The sequence below is a fragment of the Actinoallomurus purpureus genome (assembly GCF_024055795.1).
GTDB classification, from domain to species: domain Bacteria; phylum Actinomycetota; class Actinomycetes; order Streptosporangiales; family Streptosporangiaceae; genus Actinoallomurus; species Actinoallomurus purpureus.
Genome location: NZ_JAMXMY010000026.1, coordinates 113,600 through 134,879 on the forward strand (window position 1 = coordinate 113,600; position 21,280 = coordinate 134,879).

Annotated in this window: 19 protein-coding genes and 1 pseudogene; 12 read left to right on the top strand and 8 right to left on the bottom strand. The window is 69.3% G+C overall.

Going from position 1 to position 21,280, the window contains the following annotated elements; all coding sequences use genetic code 11:
• Positions 1 to 55: 55 nt before the first annotated feature.
• Together NE236_RS45360 and NE236_RS36355 are read right to left on the bottom strand one after the other, a co-directional pair.
• Positions 56 to 919, bottom strand: coding sequence for a DUF2797 domain-containing protein (locus tag NE236_RS45360; protein ID WP_372494494.1), 864 nt, complete (start codon positions 917 to 919; stop codon positions 56 to 58).
• On the bottom strand, positions 822 to 1,202 hold the full coding sequence (locus tag NE236_RS36355) for a hypothetical protein (RefSeq protein ID WP_252846785.1): 381 nt from the start codon (positions 1,200 to 1,202) through the stop codon (positions 822 to 824). The genes NE236_RS45360 and NE236_RS36355 overlap by 98 nt, the downstream gene beginning before the upstream one ends.
• Positions 1,203 to 1,475: 273 nt before the next feature.
• Here NE236_RS36355 and NE236_RS36360 point away from each other — a divergent pair, with 273 nt between their 5' ends.
• Positions 1,476 to 1,979, top strand: coding sequence for an EF-hand domain-containing protein (locus NE236_RS36360; protein WP_252846786.1), 504 nt, complete (start codon positions 1,476 to 1,478; stop codon positions 1,977 to 1,979).
• Between the two features lie 25 nt (positions 1,980 to 2,004).
• Positions 2,005 to 2,532 (top strand): annotated as a pseudogene (locus NE236_RS45365) (AMP-binding protein); the annotation flags it as partial.
• A 172-nt stretch (positions 2,533 to 2,704) separates the two neighbouring features.
• Here the strand turns inward: NE236_RS45365 and NE236_RS36365 are convergent.
• Positions 2,705 to 3,598 (bottom strand): SMP-30/gluconolactonase/LRE family protein, encoded by an 894-nt coding sequence (locus tag NE236_RS36365; RefSeq protein ID WP_252846787.1) that lies wholly within the window; start codon positions 3,596 to 3,598, stop codon positions 2,705 to 2,707.
• Between the two features lie 73 nt (positions 3,599 to 3,671).
• On the opposite strand from NE236_RS36365, the gene NE236_RS36370 reads away from it, so the two are divergent.
• Positions 3,672 to 4,472 carry an enoyl-CoA hydratase-related protein gene (locus NE236_RS36370; RefSeq protein WP_252846788.1) on the top strand — a complete coding sequence of 267 codons (801 nt, stop codon included), beginning with the start codon at positions 3,672 to 3,674 and terminating at the stop codon, positions 4,470 to 4,472.
• An 89-nt stretch (positions 4,473 to 4,561) separates the two neighbouring features.
• Here the strand turns inward: NE236_RS36370 and NE236_RS36375 are convergent, their stop codons facing one another.
• Positions 4,562 to 6,118, bottom strand: a complete 1,557-nt coding sequence (locus NE236_RS36375) for an acyl-CoA synthetase (RefSeq protein ID WP_252846789.1) — start codon at positions 6,116 to 6,118, stop codon at positions 4,562 to 4,564.
• A 99-nt stretch (positions 6,119 to 6,217) separates the two neighbouring features.
• On the opposite strand from NE236_RS36375, the gene NE236_RS36380 reads away from it, so the two are divergent.
• The 6 genes from NE236_RS36380 (at position 6,218) to NE236_RS36405 (ending at position 14,488) form a co-directional block, all read left to right on the top strand.
• Complete coding sequence (locus NE236_RS36380; RefSeq protein WP_252846790.1) at positions 6,218 to 7,381, top strand: acyl-CoA dehydrogenase family protein; 1,164 nt, start codon at positions 6,218 to 6,220, stop codon at positions 7,379 to 7,381.
• Positions 7,382 to 7,436: 55 nt separating this feature from the next.
• Positions 7,437 to 9,035 carry an acyl-CoA carboxylase subunit beta gene (locus tag NE236_RS36385; protein WP_252846791.1) on the top strand — a complete coding sequence of 533 codons (1,599 nt, stop codon included), beginning with the start codon at positions 7,437 to 7,439 and terminating at the stop codon, positions 9,033 to 9,035.
• 7 nt (positions 9,036 to 9,042) lie between these two features.
• A complete protein-coding gene (locus tag NE236_RS36390; RefSeq protein WP_252846792.1) occupies positions 9,043 to 11,055 on the top strand; it encodes an acetyl/propionyl/methylcrotonyl-CoA carboxylase subunit alpha in 2,013 nt (670 codons plus the stop codon).
• Positions 11,052 to 12,833, top strand: a complete 1,782-nt coding sequence (locus tag NE236_RS36395) for an acyclic terpene utilization AtuA family protein (protein ID WP_252846793.1) — start codon at positions 11,052 to 11,054, stop codon at positions 12,831 to 12,833. The genes NE236_RS36390 and NE236_RS36395 overlap by 4 nt, the downstream gene beginning before the upstream one ends.
• The gene (locus NE236_RS36400; protein WP_252846794.1) at positions 12,830 to 13,657 is read left to right on the top strand and encodes a TIGR03084 family metal-binding protein; all 828 of its coding nucleotides are present in this window, start codon (positions 12,830 to 12,832) and stop codon (positions 13,655 to 13,657) included. Before NE236_RS36395 ends, NE236_RS36400 begins: the two co-directional genes overlap by 4 nt.
• Positions 13,658 to 13,816: 159 nt before the next feature.
• Entirely contained in the window at positions 13,817 to 14,488 is a 672-nt protein-coding gene (locus NE236_RS36405) for a TetR/AcrR family transcriptional regulator (RefSeq protein WP_289851320.1), read from the top strand.
• 380 nt (positions 14,489 to 14,868) lie between these two features.
• On the opposite strand, the gene NE236_RS36410 is transcribed toward NE236_RS36405, so the two are convergent.
• Together NE236_RS36410 and NE236_RS36415 are read right to left on the bottom strand one after the other, a co-directional pair.
• A complete protein-coding gene (locus NE236_RS36410; RefSeq protein ID WP_252846796.1) occupies positions 14,869 to 16,260 on the bottom strand; it encodes an amidohydrolase family protein in 1,392 nt (463 codons plus the stop codon).
• Between the two features lie 242 nt (positions 16,261 to 16,502).
• Positions 16,503 to 17,258 carry an Atu4866 domain-containing protein gene (locus NE236_RS36415; RefSeq protein WP_252846797.1) on the bottom strand — a complete coding sequence of 252 codons (756 nt, stop codon included), beginning with the start codon at positions 17,256 to 17,258 and terminating at the stop codon, positions 16,503 to 16,505.
• 386 nt (positions 17,259 to 17,644) lie between these two features.
• Between NE236_RS36415 and NE236_RS36420 the strand changes: the two genes are divergently transcribed.
• The gene (locus NE236_RS36420; RefSeq protein WP_252846798.1) at positions 17,645 to 17,929 is read left to right on the top strand and encodes an Atu4866 domain-containing protein; all 285 of its coding nucleotides are present in this window, start codon (positions 17,645 to 17,647) and stop codon (positions 17,927 to 17,929) included.
• 46 nt (positions 17,930 to 17,975) lie between these two features.
• On the opposite strand, the gene NE236_RS36425 is transcribed toward NE236_RS36420, so the two are convergent.
• Positions 17,976 to 18,851, bottom strand: a complete 876-nt coding sequence (locus tag NE236_RS36425; RefSeq protein WP_252846799.1) for a helix-turn-helix transcriptional regulator — start codon at positions 18,849 to 18,851, stop codon at positions 17,976 to 17,978.
• Positions 18,852 to 19,001: 150 nt separating this feature from the next.
• Positions 19,002 to 19,877 carry a helix-turn-helix transcriptional regulator gene (locus NE236_RS36430; RefSeq protein WP_252846800.1) on the bottom strand — a complete coding sequence of 292 codons (876 nt, stop codon included), beginning with the start codon at positions 19,875 to 19,877 and terminating at the stop codon, positions 19,002 to 19,004.
• 127 nt (positions 19,878 to 20,004) lie between these two features.
• Between NE236_RS36430 and NE236_RS36435 the strand changes: the two genes are divergently transcribed.
• Together NE236_RS36435 and NE236_RS36440 are read left to right on the top strand one after the other, a co-directional pair.
• Positions 20,005 to 20,355 carry a hypothetical protein gene (locus tag NE236_RS36435; protein ID WP_252846801.1) on the top strand — a complete coding sequence of 117 codons (351 nt, stop codon included), beginning with the start codon at positions 20,005 to 20,007 and terminating at the stop codon, positions 20,353 to 20,355.
• A gap of 45 nt (positions 20,356 to 20,400) precedes the next feature.
• On the top strand, positions 20,401 to 21,240 hold the full coding sequence (locus NE236_RS36440; RefSeq protein ID WP_252846802.1) for an SDR family oxidoreductase: 840 nt from the start codon (positions 20,401 to 20,403) through the stop codon (positions 21,238 to 21,240).
• Positions 21,241 to 21,280: the final 40 nt, after the last annotated feature.

A 21,280-nucleotide genomic window follows, 5' to 3' on the forward strand; every position in this document is an offset into this window, starting at 1 on the left:
CGCCTCCCATGAAGTGGCGTTCGCGTCGTCGGCGATGAGACGGCGATGCGAGTGGTCAACAGTTTCTGGAGGACGGTGGACGGCCGCGAGGTTGGCCATGTCCTGTTCCGGTGTTCCCAGCCCGGCTTCGTCCCCCGCACCGGCGGACCGTAGCACGCACAGTGATCTCGTGCTCAAGAATTCCACCGCGCGCCGCCTCGCGCATAGGAGGCGGCGGGCAGTTCGTCGGGGCCGACGTCGATGACGGTCTCGTCCATCGCCGACCTTTTCGAACAAAGTGCCCGAGAGGTCCGCGCGACGGCCGACCGAGCGGGTCGAGCACCTGCCGGGCTCGTACTTCGCCGGTTGGAAGCGCCCACCAGGCATCGGCTTTGGCGCGTGCGCTGATCCGTTCGGTGGCCAGACCGCTGGCGGCGATGGTGCGCTCGGCTCGCCGGACGGCGGTATAGGGCCCGGTACCGAGCAGGATGGCAGTGATGGCGCCTTGTTCGAGGAGCCGGTCCCGCCCGCGGTCGGCGGCCGTCAGCCCGACCTTCAGCAACTCGGCGCCGAACCAGGCGAGGTAGAGGGCGTACGTGCGATCGTCGTCGCCGAGGGTGGCGTCGCGGGCGAGCGCTCGGCCGCGATCGCCGGCCGCGCAGGCCGGGCATTGCGCGTCGGTGCCTTTTTCGGGAACTTCGGTGGCCGTGGGGCAGGCGATGCGGCGGCTGCCGTTCCAAACACCAGTGCAGCGGCGCGGGCCGGTCAGCACCCACCCGATGCGCTGGCCGATGCGGACCGGCCGTGCGTACTCGCGGTCGGCCGGGACCGGGCCGTTGGCCTTATGCGCTGATGCGGTGAGCGTCGGAACGGCTGATTCCCAGTGCAGCCCGGTAGAACGCCAGGCGCTCGGATGATCGGTCACGCTCGTACCTTCCATACAACTCGGCGAGGGTGTCGGACCCGGCCAGGTGCGTGATGTCGGCAAGCGCCTCGCCGGGGTTGTCCGGCATGTGCAGGTGGTTGCGGAGCTCATCGGCGCCCAGGACTTGGCGGATGGCCGCTTTGATCTGCTTGGCCGGGACCGGGTCTTCCCACAGCGTTCGCAGGACCAGCACCTGCACGGGCCCACCGGTCAGGTAGGCGTCGCGGGCGCCGACGTAGTCGGCACCATACGCCTCGGGGTAGAGCCGGCGAGTGGACCGCCCCGGCGAACCTTCCAACCCCCGGCCTAGTCACTGCTGCGCGAATAGGTCGGGCGCCACGGCCCCGAGGCGGAGTCTGCGGGTGCCCGCCTGCTGGCGGACCTGCGGGAGCGACCTGAACCGCCGGTCGACTACAATTGGTTATCGATCAAGCGCTTAGGGTAGTTCCAGGTTATCGACCTCCCCATCAGCGAGTCCCCTCCGTCACCTGCCCACCGCCGGTCGAGGCGGGAGCCGGCGGATCCTCAACCGTGTGACCCCAGGATCACGAACCCGAATGGAGAACCCCCCATGGCCGTGTCTTCTCCGGAACGCCTGCGGATGCGCTTCGATCTCCTCGACGTGGACGGCAGCGGTGCGCTGACGTTCGCCGACTTCGCCCTCTACGCTTCGCGCGTGTGCGTCGTCCTAGGCGTGCCCTCCGATTCGCCAAAGGCCAAGGCCCTGGCGGAAGGGTGCCGGCGCTTCTGGGATGGCCTGGCCGCCGCTGCCGACCGGAACAAGGACGGGAAGGTCGGCTTCGAGGAGTACTCCTCGTTCTCGCACGACGACGCGTGGTTCGCCGAGTATGGGGAGGCGTACGTGGCGGCGGTGTCCACCGTCTGCGACCTGGACGACGACGGCCTCATCGAGCGCGATCACTTCCTCGGCCTTCACAGTGCCGCGGGTTTCCCGCTGGCGTACTCGACGAAGCTCTTCAGCGACCTGGACAGCGGAGAGGCCGGCCGGGTGAGCTCGGACAGGTTCGCCGAGTTCCTGCGAGCGTTCTACACCGGCGCCGACGACCTGCTCTGACGCGGGCGGTGCCGCGCGCGCTCTCATGCTGGTGTGCAGCGATCGCACGGTGAGCCACGTCGAGTTGATGGCGCTGGCGGACGCACGGGCGGCCAGGCTTGCGGACTGCGGGATCGGGCCGGGTGATCTCGTAGGGCTGTGCCTGCCCAACGGCTGCGAGTGGGTGGTGGCGTACCTGGCGCTGGCCCGGCTCCAGGCGTGCTGCGTGCCGCTGAACGCGGCGTCGGCCGTCACGGAGGTTGCCCATGTGGTCCGCGACTGCGGCATGCGCGCGCTGTTCGTGTCCGCCGATCGGGCCGAGGCGCTGGAGGAGGCATGCGCGGACCGGGTGCTGCTCTGCCCGGACGGCGCGGTCCCCCGAGCCCGGTCGGCACCCGAGCGCGAGTCCGGGCAGGCGGCGCCCGCCGGCGTCGCCTGCCTGGCCTACACCTCCGGGACGACGGGGACTCCCAAAGGAGTCATCCAGACGTGGCGAGCGGTTCGCGCCGGTAGCTCCAACCTGGGGAGACGGCTGCGGCTCGGCCCACGGGATCGGGTAGTGACGGCGCTGCCGCTGGCACACACCAACGTCCCTGCCCGAGGTGCGGCCGCCAGCAACTCGCCGGGGAGACGCTGTCCACTATGGTCACCGTCGCGATCACGGCGATGCCGTCCGGGCGGTGGGCGGTGTGGCCGGTCGGTCACGTCGTGCCGCGACAACAGCAGCTGCGGCGGGAATCAAGTCCTCAGGCGTGCGCTGTGGCAGGGACGTCGACCCGTGTGGCCAGGATCTGGGCCTCCAGCACCGGTTTCCGATTGGCCTCGAGAAAGTCGGGGGCCACGCACAGGAAGAGCGTGTGCCCGTCCGAGCCGCCAAGCGCGCAGGCGAACACGCCCGTGCCGGGGACGATCTCGTCCACGATCTCGCCACCCTCGCGGACGCGGACCGCGCGGCCGCCGATGGCGTCGGCGACCCAGAGGCAGCCTTCGGCGTCGAGCGTGCACCCGTCAGGGGCCACGACGAGCTCGCTCATCGCCTTGTCGAGGGCGGAATGTTGCGGTGGCTGTCCGAACGCCGCCCACGTCCGGCGGTTGGTGAGGGTTCCGTCGGCGGTGATGTCGAACGCGGTGATCCGGTTGCCGAAGGTCTCGTCGACGAGCAGGACGCCGTCCGGGGTCACCACGGCGCCGTTGGGGAACCAGAGATCCGTCGCCGCCACAGCGGTGGTGCCGTCCGGATCGACCCGGACCAGGCTCGTACTCGCGACGGGCTCGCCCGCCATCAGATCGAAGCCGAAGTTCCCGACGTACGCCCGCCCGTTGGAGTCGACAATCATGTCATTCAAGTGCCCCAGGGCGTAGCTGCTGATGTCGGCGTGTATCGCGAGGGTGCCGTCGGTTTCGCGGCGCAGGATCGTGCGGTCATGCTGGGACACGATGAGCAGCCGGCCGTCCGGAAGCCAGCCCAGTCCCGACGGCTGACCCGGGACCTCCGCCTCGGTGCGACGGTCCGAACCGTCCTGAGCTGCGGAGAGAACTCGGCAAGTGTAGAAGTCGGCGAACCAGATCCGTCCGTCGCGCCAACGCGGGCACTCGGTGAAGGACATCTGGTCGACCACGGTGCTGATCTCGTGACTCATGACTGTCCTCCGGTGGACGGGCCGGGCGTGGGTCAGGCCACATTCACCCGCAAGCTGATGATATTGTCAAGTTATGGCGAACGAAACGAGCGGCACGGCCGACGGTGATCCGGTCCCGCTGGTACGGATGACGCGGGAGGGCGGCGTCGCGACGGTTGTCCTGGACTCAGTACACAACCGCAACGCCCTTTCCCGGCGGCTGCTCGTCCAGCTCGCCGCCGAACTGGACGCGGCCGAAGCCGATCCAGGTGTTCGCGTCATCGTGCTGACTGGCGCCGGGCCAACGTTCTGCGCAGGTGCCGACCTGCGGGAGCAGCAGGACGGACTCGGTCAGGGGTCGGTCTCGATGCCGGACATCCTCAACCGGATCTTCGAACACCGCTGTCCGGTCGTGGCGCGGGTCAATGGGACCACCCGGGCTGGCGGGGTTGGCTTGATGGCGGCGTGCGACCTGGTCGTGGTGCCGGACACCGCGACCTTTGCGTTCAGCGAGGTCCGCATCGGGGTAGTGCCCGCCGTCATCGCTGTGCCAGTGCTGCTGCGCATGAACGCCACTGTCGCCCACGAGTATTTTCTTACGGGCGAGGTGTTCGACGCCGCGGTGGCGGAGCGGTCCGGGCTGGTGAACCGCGCGGTGCCGGAGTTCGAGCTGGACGACGCCGTAACAGGCTACGTCGACGCGTTGACCAGGGGCGGGCCCCTTGCCCTGGCGGCCGCGAAGCAGCTGCGGCGCACCGTACCCGGGGTCGAACCGCGACGTGCCTTCCCTCGCCTGCAGGAGCTGTCCGAACACCACTTCGCGAGCGAAGAAGGGCAGGCGGGCATCTCGGCGTTTCGCGCACGCCGTCCTGCTCCGTGGATGTCCGGCCGCTGACCTGGCGGCGCCAAGACGGCCGCCTCGGCATCGGGATCTACTTCGTTGGCCGGTCCTCTGTCGCCAAGCGAGAGGGGACCGACCGGCCGTCAGCGGGTGACGGCCTCGTGGGTGCCCGTGTAGATCGACCGCAGCTCCCGCTTAAGTAGTTTCCCCGTGGCGGTGCGGGGGAGCCCATCGACGAACTCGACGCGTCGGGGGCACTTGAAGTGCGCCAACCGCTCCCGGACCCAGCCGACCAGCTCCTCCGCGGTCAGCGTCGAGTCCGTCCGCCGCACGACCACTGCGGTGACAGTCTCGCCCCACCGCTCGTCGGGCACGCCGATCACCGCGACGTCGTCCACGTCGGGATGGCGGTACAGCACCTGCTCGACCTCGATCGGGTACACGTTCTCGCCACCGGTGATGACCATGTCCTTCTTGCGGTCCACAAGCGACACGAAACCGTCCTCGTCGGCGCGGCCGAGATCTCCGGTGTGGAACCAGCCTCCGCGCAGCGCCTCGGCAGTCTCGACCGGCTTGCCCCAATACCCGGCGAACACGTTCGGCCCGCGCACGACGAGTTCGCCGACCTCGCCGACCGGTACCACGCGATCGTTGTCGTCGACGAGCCGCCACTGCAGATGGGTCACCGGTTGGCCGACTGAGCCCGCCTTGCGCGCGAGGTGCTCGACGGTCAGGACGGAACAGGTGGGCGAGGTCTCGGTCATGCCGAAGCCCTCGGTGAAGTTCCAGCCGCGCTGCTGGAAGAACTCGAGGGTTGTCAGCGGCGTCGGCGATCCCCCGGACGCCGCGAACCGCAGGGCGCCCAGGTCCGCCCGGTCGATCTCTTCCGAGTGGGCGAGCGCCGTCCACATCGCGGCGACCAAGAACATCACCGTGGCCCGCTCGCTCGCCATCGTCCGCACCACCTGGCCGGGTACGAACGACTCGAGGATCACGGAGGTGCCGCCGAGGTAGAGCAGGGGCAGGGTGAGGATCCCGAGGCCGCCGATGTGGAACAGCGGAGCGGCCGTCACCGTGCGGTCGTGGCGGCTCAGCCCGCTGCCCAGCTCCACGGAGTGGATCGCTTGCCACAACAGGTTGCCATGGGTGAGCATTGCTCCCTTGGGCCGTCCCGTCGTGCCCGATGTGTACATGATCACCGCGATGTCGTGCTCCGCGACATCGCGCTCCAATGGTTCAGGGGAGCCCGACGCCACCAGGGTCTCGAACGGAGAGGGAGCCCCCGTGGCCCGCTTGGCCGCCGAGGGGATCTCTATGAGGGTGTGCACCGGTAGGTCCTTCGTGGCACCGTAAGCCACCGCCGAGAAGGTGTCCGAATGGAGTAGCGCCGACACGCCGGCGTCGGCGAGGACATAGCGCACCTCGCCCTCGGAAAGCCGGTAGTTCACCGGCACGGTGATCGCGCCGAGTTTGGCGGCGGCGAGGAACACCTCGATGAACTCCGGGCTGTTCAGGGCCAGGATCCCGACCCGGTCCCCGCGCCGGACCCCTTTGCGGTGCAGTGCGTCGGCGAGAGCGCTCGTCCGCGCATGGAGGTCGCTGTACGTCCGGCGGCGGCCCGTGTCCCCGTCCACCAGTGCCGTCGCCGTCGGCGTGCGGAACGCCCGTCCCGCGACCCACGATCCGATGCCTGCGTCCATGCCGGCTCCCTCGCGTTCGGACTGCTGCGACCGATCAATACTTGACTAATTTGTCATGTTAGCCACATGCTGGGCTCAGACGCCAGAGAGGAATTCCGAATGGTCAGGGTGGATCGTGGCGGTGGGCGGCAGATCGTCGGTACGGCAGAGCGCAAGGCGCTCGATGACCTCGTGGCGGAGTTCGCCCGCCGGGAAGTGCTTGGCCACATCGACGAGTGGGAGGTGGCAGGGGAACTGCCCCGGGAACTGCACAGGGCCGCCGGAGCCGCGGGCCTGCTTGGACTCGGCTTCCCGGAGGAGCTCGGCGGTGGTGGCGGCCACCTGGACCTGATGGCCGCCCTCGAGGGGCTCGTGTGGAACGGTGTGTCGACGGGTGTGATCTCGGCGCTGTTCTCGCACTGCATCGCACTGCCATCGATCGTCGCGCACGGCACGGCCGAGCAGCGGGAGAAGTTCGTCCGCCCGACGCTCGCCGGTGAGCTGATCGGGGCGCTGGCTGTGACGGAACCCGACGGTGGTTCCGACGTTGCGGCCCTACGTACGCGAGCGGTCCGGGATGGCGACCATTACCTCGTCAACGGAACAAAGATCTTCATCACCTCCGGCGTGCGTGCGGACTTCGTGACCGTCGCCGTCCGTACAGGAGAGCCCGGTCACCGCGGGATCTCGCTCATAGTCGTCGAGCGCGGCACGCCCGGGTTCACGGTGTCGCGCAAGCTCGACAAGATGGGCTGGCGGTCGTCGGACACCGCGGAACTGGCGTTCGCCGACGCCCGAGTCCCGGTGGCCAACCTGGTCGGCCCGGAGAACGCGGGGTTCCGTCAGATCATGGAGCAGTTCCAGTCAGAGCGGCTGTCGATGGCGGTGCAGTGCGTCGCTGTCGCACGCCGCTGCCTCGACCTGACCGTGGACTGGGTGCGTGAGCGGTCGACCTTCGGAGCCCCGCTCGCTTCTCGTCAGGTGGTCCGGCACAAGATCGCCGAGATGGCCCGGCAGACGGACGTCGCGCACACCTATGTCTGGTCGGTCGCGGCCCGCTGGGCGGCGGGCGAGGAGGTCAGCGCCGAAGTTTCGATGGCCAAGAACACCGCCGTCTACGCCTGCGAGCACGTCGTCCACGAGGCGGTCCAGCTGCACGGCGGGATGGGGTTCATGCGCGAGTACGAGGTAGAGCGGCACTACCGGGACATCCGCGTGATGGGCATCGGCGGCGGAACCAACGAGATCATGAACGACGTCATCGCCAAGCGGATCGGCCTGTGAATCAGCGCGGAGACGACGCAACGGCCGGGTTGTCCCGGCCGGGGAAAGGTGTGTGATGGGTGTCCTGACCTCGGCTCTAGACATCGGCTCCGACGAATACGCCACGGACCGGGCGGCCATGGTCCGAGCGCTCGGCGAACTCGAGGAACTCGGACGCAAGGTGGTGGGCGCGGGCGGAGAGAAGGCCGTCGCCCGGCACCGGTCGCGCGGCAAGCTCCTCGCGCGTGAGCGCGTCGACCTTCTGCTTGACGAGGACACGCCGTTCCTGGAGCTGTCCGCCTTCGCCGGTGCACACGAGTCAGGCGAGCAGCCGGGGGCCCGTCTCATCACCGGCGTCGGCCAGGTGAGCGGCGTCGAGTGCCTGGTGATCGCGAACGAGGCCACGGTCAAGGGAGGCTCGACGAGCCCGAGCACAGTCGCCAAACAAGTCCGCGCTCTGGAGATCGCCGAGCGGAACCGCCTGCCGGTGGTGTCCCTGGTCGAGTCGGGTGGAGCCGACCTGCCCAGGCAGGCCGACATCTTCGTTCCCGGGGGCCGGGTCTTCCGTGATCTCACGCGACTGTCGGCGCAAGGCGTTCCCACGATCGCGCTCGTCTTCGGCAGCTCGACGGCCGGCGGCGCCTACATGCCCGGCATGAGCGAGTACACCGTGCTTGTCGACAAGGCGGCCGCGGTGTATCTCGGCGGTCCCCCGCTGGTGAAGATGGCGACGGGCGAGGACGTCGACGATGAGACGCTCGGTGGTGCCCAGATGCACGCGCGCGTCTCCGGGTTGGCGGACTACCTGGCCGCCGACGAGCACAGCGCCATCCGGTTGGGCCGGCAAATCGTGGCCGACCTGGGCTGGCGACGATCTGGCCCGCCGCCCGCTGATGAGGCCGAGCCACCCCTTCTCGACCCGGCGGAGCTGCTCGGGGTGGTCCCGGCCGAGTCCAAGCGGCCGACGGAAGTTCGCGAGGTGCTGGGGCGGATCCTCGACGGGTCGCGTTTCGACGAGTTCAAGCCGCTGTACGGCACGCAGCTCGTGTGCGGCTGGGGGATGATCGCCGGCTACCGGGTCGGGATTCTCGCGAACAACGGCGTCCTCTTCTCCGCAGAGTCGCAGAAGGGCGCCCACTTCGTCCAGCTGGCCAACGCCCGCGACATCCCGCTGCTGTTCGTCCAGAACATCACGGGGTTCATGGTCGGCACGGCGGCCGAGCACGGAGGCATCATCAAGGACGGCGCCAAGTTGATCAACGCCGTGTCCAACTCGACAGTTCCGCACCTCACGCTGATGGTGGGCGCCTCGTACGGAGCCGGGAACTACGGGATGTCCGGCCGCGCCTACGACCCGCGGTTCGTCTTCACTTGGCCGAGCCACCGGATCGCGGTCATGGGCGGCCCGCAGCTCGCGGGCGTGATGTCGATCGTGCAGCGCAGGTCGGCCGAACAGGCGGGCCGGCCCTACGACGAGGAGACCGATCGCCGGGTACGACGGCAGACCGAGCAGATGATCGAAGAACAGTCGGGCGCCCTGTACGCGACCGGCCGGCTTTGGGACGACGGGGTCATCGACCCGCGCCACACCCGCACCGTCCTCGGCCTCGCCCTGTCCGCGACGCACTCGGCGCCTGTGACGGGCGCGACCCGTTTCGCGCCGTTCCGAATGTGAGGACCTCATGAGCAGCCCTTCAGCCACCATCACGACGCTGCTGGTGGCCAACCGGGGGGAGATCGCCCGCCGCGTCATGCGTACCGCCTCGGCGATGGGCATTCGCACGGTGGCAGTGTTCTCCGAGGCCGACGCCGACGCGCCCCACGTCCACGAGGCCGACATCGCCGTCGCCCTCGGCGGGTCCACGGCGTCGGAGTCCTACCTCGATCAGGAGAAGATTCTGCGGGCGGCGGCAGAGACGAACGCCGACGCCGTCCATCCCGGATACGGCTTCCTCTCCGAGAACGCCGGCTTCGCCAGAGCCTGCGCGGCGGCCGGGCTCGTGTTCGTGGGGCCGTCGCCGGAGTCGGTGGAGACGATGGGGCTCAAGGACAGAGCCAAGAGCGTGGCCCGCGCCGCGGGGGTTCCGACGCTGCCCGACGCCCGGATCACCGACGACGATCCGGACGCGTGGCGGGCCGCTGCGGACACCGTTGGCTACCCCCTGCTCGTCAAGGCGGTCGCGGGGGGTGGAGGCAAGGGGATGCGCCAGGTCAACGGCCCCGCACAGCTGGTCGAGGCGGTGGAGGGAGCCCGCCGGGAGGCGGGTAACTCCTTCGGCAACGCCGACGTGTTCCTCGAACGCTACCTGTCCTCGCCGCGCCATATCGAAGTGCAGGTCTTCGCGGACACGCACGGCAATTCCGTGTACCTGCACGAGCGGGAGTGCTCGGTGCAGCGCCGCCATCAGAAGGTGATCGAGGAGGCACCGTCGTCGGTGGTGGACGCGGCGCTGCGGGAACGGATGGGCAAGACCGCCGTCGCCCTGGTCCGGGAGCTCGGCTACGTCGGCGCGGGCACCGTCGAATACCTGCTGGACGACTCGGGTCCGGAGAAGCGGTTCTACTTCCTCGAGATGAACACCCGCCTGCAGGTGGAGCACCCGGTCACCGAGGAGATCACGGGGTTGGATCTGGTCCGGCTGCAGCTGCAGGTCGCGGCCGGTCGGCCGCTCGGCTTCGGTCAGGAGGATGTGACTCTCCACGGACACGCCCTGGAGGTCCGGCTCTACGCCGAGGACCCAGCGCGGGAATTCGCGCCCGCACCCGGCCTGCTACACCGGTACCGGCACGCGGAGACGCCGGGGCTGCGCTGGGAGGACGGGATCGGCGAGCGCGCCGAGGTCTCGCCCTTTTACGACCCAATGCTGGCCAAGGTGGTGGCGCACGCCCCGACACGGGAGGAGGCGGCGCTGCGGTTGGCCCGGGCCCTCGCCGCCACCGAGCTGCACGGGACCGTCACCAACCGGGACTTCCTCGTCGCGGCGCTCCGCTCGCAGCCGTTCCTCGACGGCGAGACGCGCACCGACTTCATCGACCTGCATCCGGGACTCTGCACCGCGCGCCCGCCTACGCCCGCACACATCCACCTGGCAGCTGCGGTAGCCGTGACAGTCGCGCGGCGGCGCCGGGAGGACCGTCTCGCCCGGCACGCCCCGCCGACCTTCCGGATACTGCCCGCGCATCCGGACCCGAACGTCGTCTGGGAGTCTCCGGATGGGACCGACATCCGCGTGACATACCGGCTGGACGCGGCCGAGGGTGAGGCAGCGCTCGCCATGACTGTGGACGGCACGCCCTTTCAGCTGCAACTGCGCGAGCTGGATTCCGACGGCGTGCGGGTCCGCGACGACGACCGCGAGTGGCCGTGCCGGGTGGTCGTGCACGACGACGGCTCGGTCTGGGTCAACGACCCGGACGGCCAGCGCGGATGGCGCCCACGACCCCGGTTGCCCGAGGAGAGGGGCAGCGGCTCGGGTCCCGGACCGGTCGCCGACATCGCGGGAACCGTGGTCGAGGTCCGCGTCGCACCCGGCGACCGGGTCACAGCCGGGCAGCGGCTCGTGGTCGTCGAGGCGATGAAGATGGAGCTTCCTGTACTGGCCGCCACCGACGGGATCGTCGAGGCCGTCCATGTCGAGGTCGGCCAGTACGTCGACGCCCGCGCGGTCCTGGTGACGCTGAAGGAGGACGAATGAGCAGGCGCCCGCTGCGCGTAGCCAACTGCAGTGGCTTCTACGGGGACCGCCTCGCCGCCGCGCGTGAGATGGTCGACGGCGGCCCGATCGACATATTGACCGGCGACTGGCTCGCCGAGCTGACGATGGGCCTGCTCAGCATGCAGCGGGCGAAGGACCCCGACGCGGGTTTCGCCCGCACCTTCGTGACCCAACTCGAAGATGTCCTGGCCGACTGCCTCGACCGCGGCATCAAGATCATCTCGAACGCCGGTGGGTTGAACCCGGTGGCCTGCGCCCGCCAGATCGAGGCGATCGCCGCTGGCCTCCGCCGGCCGGTGAAGGTGGCCGTGGTCAGCGGCGACGACGCGACGGAGGCGTTCCGCACAGCCCGGGACGAGGGCTGGGACGCTCAGCACCTCGACTCGGGTGCCCCGTTCGACTCGGCGGGTGCACATGCCGAGGTCGTCAGCGCCTACCTCGGTGGCTGGGGAATCACCGAGGCGCTCGGGGCGGGCGCCGACGTGGTGGTCACCGGTCGCGTCACCGACGCCGCAGTCATCCTCGGCCCTGCGGCCTGGCACTTCGGCTGGGCCCGCGACGACTGGGACGCCTTGGCCGGTGCCGTCGTCGCGGGGCACGTCATCGAATGCGGGGCGCAAGCCACCGGCGGGAACTTCGCGTTCTTCACCGAGCTCGGCGACCTGAGCAGGGTCGGCTTTCCGCTGGCCGAAATCTACGAGGACGGGTCCGCGGTTGTCACCAAACACCCGGGAACCGGCGGGGCGGTGACAGTCGAGACCGTCACCGCGCAACTGCTGTACGAGATCGACGGTCCGCGGTACCTGAACCCGGACGTCGTAACTCGGCTCGACACGGTGCGGTTGGAACAGGTCGGTGTCGACCGCGTGCGCATCTCCGGGGCACGTGGCGAAGGGGCGCCCGCCACGGTCAAGGTCGGGGCGCTCGTCCCGGGCGGCTGGCGCAACGAGATGACGTTCGTCCTGACCGGGCTCGACATCGAAGCCAAGGCCGAGGGGGCCCTCGCGGCGCTCTGGGCAGCCGTGCCCGGTGGTGAGAAGGCGTTCGACCAGGTGACCGTCCGGCTGCTCAGGGCCGACCGGCAGAATCCCATGACCGTGGCCGAGGCTGTCGCGCTGCTCACCGTCACCGTCAGCGGCGCTGACCGCAGGCGGGTTGCCACGTTCTCCCGGGCTGCCGTCGAGATCGGTCTGGCTTCCTACCCGGGGCTACACGCGACCAGCCCGCCCGGACCGGGCTCGGCCATAACCGTATTCTGGCCGACCCTGATGCCTGCCGAGCGGTTCGTCCAGACGGTCACGCTCGACGGGCGCACCTGGTCCGTCCCGCTCACCGGCGGCCGGGCCGTCCCCGAGATCGCCGGCCCCACGGCCCCCACTGCGGAGCCCACCACGGGCTCCACCCGGCGTGTCCCGCTGGGGACGGTGCTGGGGGCCCGGTCAGGGGACAAGGCGGGCAACGCGACGCTCGGCGTTTGGGCGCGCAACGACCCGGCCTACCGATGGCTGTTGTCCTGGTGGGGCCAGGACCGGTTGCGAGAACTGCTGCCCGAGACGGCTCGGCTGCCATTGCGCCCCTGGGCGTTGCCAAACCTGCGAGCCTGCGGCGTCACGGTCGTCGGACTGCTCGGAGCAGGGGTCGCGGCGAATCACGCGCTCGACGCCCAGGCGAAAGCGCTCGGCGAGTACTTGCGGGCGAAGGTGGCTGAGGTGCCCGTCGGCTTGCTTGACCTGGCTGACGAGGAGGTGTCGCCATGACCGGAGCGACGGCACAGGATGGCCTGTGGGCCGATCTCGAGTCGGAGGGCGAGTCCGTCGACTGGCTCGTCGCGAGCCTCGCCGATCCAGCGGAATGGCGGCGCCCCACACCGGCGGAGGGCTGGACAGTCGCCCACCAGATCGGTCATCTCGCCTGGACGGACCGCATCTCCCTGCTCGCCGTCCGGGATCCTCAGGAGTTCGCCGTCTTCGCGGCCGCTGCCGCAGGTGATCCCAAGGGGGCAGTGGAGGCCGGCGCCGCCGAGGGAACGGTCGACGCCGGTCCGAAACTGCTTGCCCGCTGGCGGGAAGGCAGGCATGCCCTCGTGGAGGCCCTCGCGAGGGCTGATCCCGACCGCAAGCTGCCGTGGTTCGGCCCTCCGATGAAGCCGACGTCCATGGCGACGGCGCGGTTGATGGAAACCTATGCGCATGGGCAGGACATCGCGGACGCACTGAGCGTGGAGCGTCCGGCCACTGCCCGCCTGCGCCACATCTGTCACCTGGGAGTACGGACCCGAGACTACGCCCACCGCGTCCGCGGGCTGCCCGTTCCGTCGGAGGCATTCCGGGTCGAGCTGACCGGTCCGCACGGTGAGGAGTGGAACTGGGGACCCGAGGGTGCGGTGCAGTCGGTCCGGGGCCGGGCACTGGACTTCGCGCTGCTCGTCACCCGCCGCAGGCACCGGACCGATCTCGGCCTCGCCGCGGTCGGCGACGACGCGAACCGCTGGCTCGACATTGCCCAGGCGTTCGCGGGCGATCCCGGGAAGGATCCCGCTCCAGGAAGCCAGATCTGGACTGTCCAACATGGACAATCTTGATCCTATCTTCGTTGAAGACCACGCCCCTGGGTGCCGGCCACTCGGCAAGCCCGCCTTGACCTGCTGGGCCTGCCGCTTCCGAACAGCAGGTGACTACGAGGCGGCCTGCGGTCACACACCGGCGACGACCCCGGCTGCAGGTGAGAGAGGATGACGTGTATGGGTAGATCGAGAGTCAAACCTGCACCGACGCCACCCGTCACGAGCCGTGGCCGGCGGACTCGTGACGCCCTGATCTCGGCGGGCCGCGAGATCCTCGAGCACCGCGGATGGGCGGCGTTCAGCCCCGAGACCGTCGCCCAGGCAGCCGGCGTGTCCTACGGCACCTTCTACAACTACTTCAAATCGAAGGACGACTTGCTCCGTAGCGTCGTCCACGCCGTAGCCGGTGAGATGTTCACCTCGAGTCTGGTTTCGCCGGAGACCGCAGATGATCCGTACACCCGGATAGTGGAGTCGAACCGACGTTACCTCCGCGCGTGGAGCAAGTCCTCCAAGGTACTCCGCCTGGTGGACCGGGGCGCCGACTCGGACGAGACTTTGCGCCGGCTCATCCTGGAGATCCGTGAGCTCTACGTCAACCGCGGAGCGGAGGGAATCCGGCGGCTGCAGGAAGCCGGGCTCGCGGACCGGACTCTTGATGCCAGACTCACCGCGATCGCGTTGGGCGCGATGGTCGAGCAGGTCGCGCATATCCTGTACACACTCCGGGAGCCGCTCGACGAGGAGGACATGGTCGACCACCTGTCGAGATTGTGGGCGGCCGGCATCGGCTTGCGGACGGCAGGGGACGTCGGCAGACCCGGGTCTGGCGACGCATTGAACGCGTAACCGGAACTGTGCTTGACTATTTTGTCACCGGCCATACGCTGACTCGCCGGGTCATCGCAGCCAGTACATCCGGATCCTTGAATTGCTCGGCCTCGGTCGGAAAGCAACCGGGGCACAACGCATTCACGCAGATTCCGTACCGTGCCCATTCCAGTGCAAGTTGTTCTGCCGATCCGGGTGCGTGATGAGCTGGGCGAGGTGTTCGCTGATGAGCAGTTCGCCGCGGCGTTCGGGGTGCGGGGTGCTCCGTGTGCCGCACGAAAATAGGATCGCGGCCCTGGAACTGCAGTCCCGGTGCTCGTCGGGCGCCCTGAGCCCAAGGCCCGCGGTGGGTGCCCCCGGCCGCAGGAGGAACGGCCAGGGGACGATGAAGGGGATGCTCAGGCGGCAGGGGTGTTCAGCAGGTACTCGCGCGAGGCGTGCACCTGGCTGCGCAGGTCGGGCAGGTCGACGTCGAGGACCTGGCCGGCCCACTTGCGGGGCTCGCCATTGACGAGGACGGCGCTGATGTTGCGGGCGTCGGAGCCCAGCACCACGGTGCCGATCGGGTCGTTGAGCGGCATGTTGTTGAGGTCCTCGGCCTGGACGACCAGCAGGTCGGCCTTCTTGCCCGGGGTGAGTGAGCCGGTGACACCGGCCAGGCCGTTGGTGCGGGCGCCTTGGAGGGTGGCGAAGTCCAGGACGTCGTGGGTGGTGATGCGGGAGGGCTGCTGGTCGGTGTCGTAGGCGGCGTTGACCGCGCGCATTCGCTGGATGGCGTGCAGGGCCCGCATCTGCGTGAACATGTCGCTGGCCAGGGCGACTTCGACGTCGATGCTCAGTCCGGGACGGATGCCGACGGAAAGAGCCTCGTCGATGGCGGGGATCGCGGTCTCCAGGCCGATCTGTGCGTCGGAGGTGGGGGCGAGCGCCACGGTGGTGCCGGTCTCCCCCATCGCCTTCCATGCCTCGGAGGTCAGCCCGGTGGAGTGGATGAGCGTGACGTCGGGGCTGAGGATGCCGTCCTTGGCCCAGCTCAGGACGGCCTCGGAGGAGGCCGTGCCGAAGACGGCGTCCACGCTCACGCCAACTCCCAAGTCCCTTGCGATGCGCGCAAGTTCAGGCCCGTATGCGAGAACGGGGCCGGCGATCTCGTCGGTGGCGAGCGTGGCGAGGCGCAGTGTCAGCAACTGGTCGTCGGCGCTGAAGTACTGGTCCTTGATACGGGTCAGATCGCCGGGCCACTGCCGGTCCCACTCGCCGAAGTGGGGGCCCATGGAGGCGTGCACGCCGCGGATGCCGGTGTCGAGGAGGGCCTGGATGGCGGCGTCGGAATGCTCGCGGGTGCGGGAGTTGTGGGAGAAGTCGAGCATGGTCGTGATGCCACTGTCGATCGCGGTCAGGGCGGCCAGTTTGGTGCCGATGTACATGTCCTCGGGCCGGTAGACCGTGGCGTAGCCGGCCAGTGTGGCCATGACGTAGCCGCCGAGGTCGTCGACGTCCGGCATGATCCGGCGCAGCTGTGCCTCCCAGGCATGCCGATGGGTGTCGACGAAGCCGGGGGTGAGGATCGTACCGGTGGCGTCGACGACCACGGCGTCGGCCGCGCTCAGGCCGGGCCCGACCGCGGTGATCGTGTCACCCTCGATGAGAAGGTCGCCGCGGTCCACAACGCCGAGGTCGGGGTCCATGGTGACGATGGTCGCGCCGGCGAACAGGATGCGCCGCTGGTCGGCGGGCTGGCGCCGGAGCTGTTCGAGTACGGCAGCGCTGGTGGTGCCGTTGACGTTCATGAGGGGTCTTCTTTCTGTACGCCGGAGAGGGCCGGCATGGTGGGCCGCCGGGGGCGACCGCGGCTGCTCGACCACTAGCCTCGGTCGCCCCCGCTACGGCAACCAGGTCGCCGTTTCCCCAGGTGTCACGCACCCAGGGTCAGGATTTGTCCTGGCATGCGATTCCGAAGCCGACCGGCTGTGTACGGCACTGGGGAACCGGGCCGCTGCGTTGGAGGCAGGGCATCGCGCCGACCCGTGGGTCAGCCCAGCTTCATGACGTAGCCCACGTGGTGCAGTTCGTCGCCCTTGAACTCTCCGACAGCCCAGAAGCCGAGGTCATCCAGGTAGTCGATGCGGTCGCCGTCGATCCAGTACCTGCCGCGGTAGGCGTGCGGGCGGCCGCCCCGGGTCTCGTCGTAGCGGCCGTCGGCGGTGAGCTCCTGGTGCAGGAAGTCCTCCTGGTCGATCCAGACGCCGACCCGCGGGCTGCCGGTCAGGTCCGGTGAGGCCGGGATACCCGCCTCGGGGGCGGTGGCCCGGCCGGGTGCGTCGGTGCCGGCCCACAGGACGGGCGCCCCGGCCGCGACCAGTGCGCGGACCTGCTCCGGCCGGGACGCGAGCGTGGCCAGTGCGCTCGGCACGTCGTCGGCCAGTTCGTCGGGCACTACCAGCAGGTCGGTGGCGTTGCCCGGGGTCAGCGTCGACACGTACTCCGAGCGGCGGCCGCGGCCGCCGGCCAGCGCGACGGTGTCCACGACGGCAGGGACGATGGTCATGCCCGTGCAGTCGACGACGATGGCGTTGTCGTCCTCCGCCGCGGTGATGAGGGCGGGGCCGACCGCCACGATCAGGGCGCCGACGAACAGGAGGTCGGCGCCGGTCATGGTCCCGATCAGCGGGTCCGTCGTCATGATGCGGGCGTTGGTGAACAGGACGGGACGCCCCGCGTCGTTCGAGAAGATCTCGTCGAGGGCCTTGGAGTTCCATCCCACGGTGCCCGTGTCGGTGATGCTCATTGCCAGCTCCTAGATGAGTCGGTTCATCGGCCTGTGCGATGCGCGAAGTGCGCTCCTGCCAGCCGAGGCCCGTGGCCGGCAGCTCCAGGCGGCTGCAGCATCACCAGCCTCGTCGCGCGCCGGAAACGGAACCAGGCCGCCGTATCCCCAGGTGCGCCACACCCACGGTCAGTACCGCCGCGAATCCCTAAGCTGATCAGAGACGCTGCGACTTCCTCTACCGCTTCGTCACGAGCGACCACTCGCGTCCTTCTGCACTGCGCGCTGCTGCCGCACGGCGCGAAGGGCCCGGCCGTCCGCGACACTGGGTGCACGGCACCCAGGAAGCCCTCACCTGGGGAGACTGCGGCCTGGTTGCTTCCTGCCGCTGGGTCGACCGTAGAGCAATGACCAGCAACGACACGCCCCGCGATCCGCACCCGTACGTCGGGATATGGGTGACCGCGGACGGCTTCATCCGCCAGGAACTGCTGCCGAACGGCCGCTACGACGAGGCTCGCGGCAACCGCCAGAGCGCCTACACCGGCTGCTACACCGTGACCGGCAACCACATCGACTACGTCGACGACACGGGCTTCACCGCCACCGGCGACGTCCGCGACGGCGTTCTCTTCCACGAGCACTTGGTGCTCTACCGTGAGGGCGACCGGCGCGCCCGGAAGGGAGCCTGACCATGTCCGTGCGGGAGGGCCAGGTCATACGCGCGCCAACAGGAAGTCAGGTGTCGCCGAGAGCCCTGCCGGATTCTTCCTGCTCCGTCTGTACGGATTCCTCGCGGTCGGCCCGGGAACGGAGTTCAGCGAAGGCAGCCGCGGTGGCACTGGTGGGCTCGGCCTGGTAGACGACCAGTTGCTGGTGCGGGGCATCGTTGACTGTGAAGGCCGAGAACTGGATTTTCAGAGCGCCGACCTCGGGGTGTTTGAGGTTCTTCGCCTGCTGGGTCTTGCCCTTCACCTCGTGCCGTGTCCACAATTCGGAGAATTCCGCACTCTTCGCGCCGAGCGTGTCGACGACCTCGGTGATCCGCGGGGAATCGGGGTCGTATCCGTAGGCTGCGCGAATCTCGGCGACGCAGGAGTTCGCGGCCTTCTCCCAGTCCTGGTAGAAGCTGCGCCCGGCCGGGTCGAGGAAGACCATGCGGGCCAGGTTGTCGAACCGCTGGAATCCGCTGTGCAGGGCCGCGGCGAGGGCGTTGTGTGCCAGGACGTCCAGGGCCGGTCCCAGGACGAAGGCGGGGGTGTCGGGCCAGCTGTCGAGCAACTGGAGGAGCTGGGGGCTGATCCGATCGTGACCGGCGGGAATGCTGCGGCGTTCCTGAGGCGCCCGGGTGAGTCTGCGCAGGTGGTCGAGTGCTTCGTCGTCGAGGTGGAGGGCGGCGGCGACCGCGTCGATCACCTGGGACGACGGGCTGGTCTCCCGGCCCTGCTCCAGGCGCATGTAGTAATCGGAGCTCACGCCCGCGAGCATGGCGACCTCTTCGCGGCGCAGCCCCGGCACCCGCCTGCGGCCGTGCTCGGGCAGGCCGACATCCTGCGGTTTGAGGGCCTCGCGCCGTGCTCTGAGGAACTCTCCCAAAGGAGTGCTGTCGCTCATGACCCGTACCTAAGTGCTGTCGCTCATGACCCCAATCTAGTGGAGGAGGAAGCAGACCGCCGGTGGACCGAACGTCCGGGCGTCCGGCGGTGCCACGCTCGAGGGGCCGGCCGCGTACGAGATTCAGGCACGCGGGGCCGTAGCGCGCACTCAGTCGGTGCCCATCGCGAGGTCCTGCGCGGGCACGGGGCTGGCGCTCAGCGAGCCGAGCAGGGCAAGGGCCTCGGCGGAAGTACTGCCCGGTTCGGCTAGGTAGATGATGAGCTGCTGGCTGGGGGCGCTGTTGACGGTGAAGGCCTCGTAGTGCAGCTCTAGGTCGCCGACCTGAGCATGGTGGAAGAGCTTGGCATCGCGGGTCTTGCCGCGCACGTCGTGGCGCGCCCACAGGACGCGGAAGTCGGCACTCTTCATGGACAGTTCGCCGACGAGCTCCCTCAGCCGCGGATCGTCGGGGTCGATGCCGGCCGCCCGCCGCAGTGTGGCCACGCTTGATTCGGCGGCTCGGTCCCAGTCGCGGTAGAAGTGAGGCGCGGCTGGGTCCAGGAACGTCATGCGCAGCAGGTTGTCGGCGTGGGTGAAGCCTGCGTACAGAGCGCCTGCGAGCCGGTTGCGGTCCAGGATGTCCAGGGCGTGGCCCAGGACGAAGGCCGGCGTGCCGCTCCAGGTGTCGATGAGACGCCGCAGGTGGGGGGCGACGCGTTCGACGCGGGGCGCGCGGCGCGTACGGCGCGTGGTCGGGGTGGCCACGCGGTACAGGTGAGCCATCGCTTCGTCGTCCAGCCGCAGAGCTCGCGCGACGGCTTCGAGTATCTGCTGAGACGGATGCCGTTCGCGGCCCTGTTCCAGGCGCATGTAGTAGTCGGCGCTCACTCCGGCGAGCGTGGCGACCTCTTCGCGCCGCAGACCGGGCACCCTGCGGCGGCCGGATGTGGGAAATCCCGTGTCTTCGGGGCGCAGTTGGGCACGCCGCGCGCGGAGGAAACCTCCCAGCGCGTTCTCGGCGGAGGGGCCCTTGTCTGTGTCCATGGTGTCGAGGCTAGGGCTCCGCAGTGCCTTGTCGCGGAGGCGAAGGGGGGCGCGCTCCACCCAGGAATCGCGCACCCTGGACAGCCGCGACCTGATTATTTCTCCGGCACCTCATCACGGTGGCTGCATGACCGCGATCGTCAGCGTGCTCGGTGCCCTCGCACCGACTGACGGGCTACTCATCGCCGCTCGCCTCGCCAAGGGCATCGCTGCCGGCTTCCTCGCCCCCGCCGCGCTGTCCATCATCACGACCAACTGGTCCGAAGGCGCCGCCCGCGGGCGTGCCCCAGGCTGGTACGCAACCGTCGGAGCGAGCGGCTTCGTCAGCCCCTGCGGGCGGCGACACGGGACGCCGGGTCGTCCCTGCGCGCACGCCGGCCGTGGATCCTGGGTGTGGCTTTCCCAGGAAATTCCCGGCCTTCCTGGTCGTCCTTCTGTTGCCCAGACTTGTGACCACGGACGCCGGACCCGCAGGTGATGCGGCGGGCGCGGCAAGTGGAACCTGTCAGGAAGGACACTCATCATGGCTGTGTGGTTGGTAACCGGAGCATCGCGTGGGATCGGGGCGGAGATAGCCCGGGCCGCCGTGGGCGACGGCGATGACGTCGCCGTCGCGGTGCGTGACCCCGACCGGCTCCCGGACGATCTGAAGAACTCCTCGCATGTGCTGCCGCTGGCCCTGGACGTGACCAGGACCGGGGACATTCCCGCTGCGGTGGGTGAGGTCGTGACCCGGTTCGGGCGGATCGACGTGCTGGTCAACAACGCGGGCCGGGGCCTGCTGGGCGCGGTGGAGGAGATCACCGACGCCGAGGCGCGATCACTGTTCGACCTGAACGTCTTCGGCTTGATCAACATGACCCGTGCGGTGCTGCCGGTGATGCGCCGCCAGGGCTCGGGCAAGATCGTGAACATCGGATCCCGATCCGGTTTCGAGGGCGAGCCCGGTGTCGGTCTCTACAGTGCCTCCAAGTTCGCCGTGGCGGGTATCAGCGAAGCCCTGGCGGCCGAGCTGGAGCCGTTCGGTATCCAGGCGATGGTGGTCGAGCCCGGAGTTTTCCGAACCGACTTCCTCGACGCCAGCTCGCTGTCGGTCGCTGCGGCCCGGATCGCGGACTACGACGGCACGCCGGCGCACAACACGCTGGACTGGATCGACACCGCGAACCACGCGCAGCTCGGCGACCCTGTCCGGGGCGCGGCCCTGATCTATGAGGTCACCGCGCAGGAGAAGCTGCCCGGCCACCTCTACCTGGGGCGAGACACCCTCGAACGCCTCGAGGCCAAGATCCACCGGATCCGCGAGGACGCCGGACCCTGGCGACAGAAGTCCATCGCCACCGCCCACGACGGCGCCGCCTGAATCCAGACCAGCCGGCCTCGCGGAGCCCCCGATCCCCCGA

What these genes read in the sequence shown, in the direction of transcription:
- NE236_RS36385 (WP_252846791.1), top strand. Translation starts at nt 7,437, where the DNA reads ATGGGTGTCCTGACCTCGGCTCTAGACATCGGCTCCGACGAATACGCC.
- NE236_RS45360 (WP_372494494.1), bottom strand. Translation starts at nt 919, where the DNA reads ATGGAAGGTACGAGCGTGACCGATCATCCGAGCGCCTGGCGTTCTACC.
- NE236_RS36440 (WP_252846802.1), top strand. Translation starts at nt 20,401, where the DNA reads ATGGCTGTGTGGTTGGTAACCGGAGCATCGCGTGGGATCGGGGCGGAG.
- NE236_RS36415 (WP_252846797.1), bottom strand. Translation starts at nt 17,258, where the DNA reads ATGAGCATCACCGACACGGGCACCGTGGGATGGAACTCCAAGGCCCTC.
- NE236_RS36430 (WP_252846800.1), bottom strand. Translation starts at nt 19,877, where the DNA reads ATGGACACAGACAAGGGCCCCTCCGCCGAGAACGCGCTGGGAGGTTTC.
- NE236_RS36435 (WP_252846801.1), top strand. Translation starts at nt 20,005, where the DNA reads ATGACCGCGATCGTCAGCGTGCTCGGTGCCCTCGCACCGACTGACGGG.
- NE236_RS36360 (WP_252846786.1), top strand. Translation starts at nt 1,476, where the DNA reads ATGGCCGTGTCTTCTCCGGAACGCCTGCGGATGCGCTTCGATCTCCTC.
- NE236_RS36420 (WP_252846798.1), top strand. Translation starts at nt 17,645, where the DNA reads ATGACCAGCAACGACACGCCCCGCGATCCGCACCCGTACGTCGGGATA.
- NE236_RS36400 (WP_252846794.1), top strand. Translation starts at nt 12,830, where the DNA reads ATGACCGGAGCGACGGCACAGGATGGCCTGTGGGCCGATCTCGAGTCG.
- NE236_RS36395 (WP_252846793.1), top strand. Translation starts at nt 11,052, where the DNA reads ATGAGCAGGCGCCCGCTGCGCGTAGCCAACTGCAGTGGCTTCTACGGG.
- NE236_RS36370 (WP_252846788.1), top strand. Translation starts at nt 3,672, where the DNA reads ATGGCGAACGAAACGAGCGGCACGGCCGACGGTGATCCGGTCCCGCTG.
- NE236_RS36390 (WP_252846792.1), top strand. Translation starts at nt 9,043, where the DNA reads ATGAGCAGCCCTTCAGCCACCATCACGACGCTGCTGGTGGCCAACCGG.
- NE236_RS36375 (WP_252846789.1), bottom strand. Translation starts at nt 6,118, where the DNA reads ATGGACGCAGGCATCGGATCGTGGGTCGCGGGACGGGCGTTCCGCACG.
- NE236_RS36410 (WP_252846796.1), bottom strand. Translation starts at nt 16,260, where the DNA reads ATGAACGTCAACGGCACCACCAGCGCTGCCGTACTCGAACAGCTCCGG.
- NE236_RS36365 (WP_252846787.1), bottom strand. Translation starts at nt 3,598, where the DNA reads ATGAGTCACGAGATCAGCACCGTGGTCGACCAGATGTCCTTCACCGAG.
- NE236_RS36405 (WP_289851320.1), top strand. Translation starts at nt 13,817, where the DNA reads ATGGGTAGATCGAGAGTCAAACCTGCACCGACGCCACCCGTCACGAGC.
- NE236_RS36425 (WP_252846799.1), bottom strand. Translation starts at nt 18,851, where the DNA reads ATGAGCGACAGCACTCCTTTGGGAGAGTTCCTCAGAGCACGGCGCGAG.
- NE236_RS36380 (WP_252846790.1), top strand. Translation starts at nt 6,218, where the DNA reads ATGGTCAGGGTGGATCGTGGCGGTGGGCGGCAGATCGTCGGTACGGCA.